Annotated in this window: 1 protein-coding gene and 1 pseudogene (1 of these 2 cut by a window edge); both read left to right on the top strand. The window is 70.4% G+C overall.

Annotated elements, in window-relative coordinates:
- Nucleotides 1-578, top strand: a 578-nt coding sequence (locus ACFE99_RS15135) for a phosphatidylserine decarboxylase (RefSeq protein ID WP_375486626.1), incomplete at its 5' end; no start/stop codon positions are given.
- Nucleotides 578-997, top strand: a pseudogene (locus ACFE99_RS15130) (CDP-alcohol phosphatidyltransferase family protein); it runs 453 nt beyond the window's last position. The gene ACFE99_RS15135 and the pseudogene ACFE99_RS15130, both read left to right, overlap by 1 nt.

Here is a 997-nt window from a genome sequence, read left to right as displayed (position 1 = left end):
CCGTGGCGGGACGCAATTACCGCTGGGCGCGCCTGGCCGGGCTGCTGACCGCGGGCGCCTGCGCGGGATTCTTCCGGCATCCGCCGCGGGTGCCGCCCAGCAGGCCCCGTGTTGTCGTCGCACCCGCCGACGGGTTGATCTGCGTGGTCGACGCGGCGGCCCCGCCCGCCGAACTCGGCCTAGGCGACGCGCCGTTGCCCCGGGTCAGCATCTTCCTGTCGCTGCTCGACGCCCACGTGCAGCGGGCACCGGTCAGCGGCGAGGTGGTCAGCGTGCAACACCGGCCGGGCCGCTTCGGCTCGGCCGACCTGGCCGCGGCCAGCGAACACAACGAGCGCACCAGCATGCTTCTCCGCACCGAAAACGGTGCGCAGATCGTCGTCGTGCAGATCGCTGGGCTGCTGGCGCGGCGCATCGTGTGCGACGCGCAGGCCGGCGACAAACTGTCGATCGGCGACACCTACGGCTTGATTCGGTTCGGTTCGCGGCTGGACACCTACCTGCCCGCGGGAGCCGAGCCGCTGGTCAGTGTCGGGCAGCGGGCACTCGCGGGTGAAACCGTGCTGGCCGAGCTGTGATCACCGCCAGACCCCGCGGCAGGCCATCGGTCAACCTGCGCATCCTGCCGAGCTCGATGAGCGTGCTGGCCGTCTGCGCGGGTCTGACTTCGATTCGGTTCGCGCTGGAAGGTCAGCCGCACGCCGCGATGGCGCTGATCGCGGCGGCCGCCATCCTTGACGGGCTGGACGGGCGGGTGGCGCGCTTCTTCGACGCCGAGTCGCGGATGGGTGAGGAGATCGACTCGCTGGCCGATGCGGTGAACTTCGGCGTGGCGCCCGTGATGGTGGTCTACGCGTCGCTGCTGTCGGCCTCGCCCGCGGGCTGGATAGTGGTGCTGCTGTATGCGGTGTCGATCGTGCTGCGGTTGGCGCGGTTCAACGCGTTGCTTGACGATGCCACCCTGCCGGCCTATACCCGGGAGTTCTTTGTCGGCATG

The organism is uncultured Mycobacterium sp. (assembly GCF_964249325.1).
GTDB lineage: Bacteria > Actinomycetota > Actinomycetes > Mycobacteriales > Mycobacteriaceae > Mycobacterium.
Note: the sequence above shows the minus strand (reverse complement) of the source record. Positions and strands in the feature narration are given on the sequence as shown.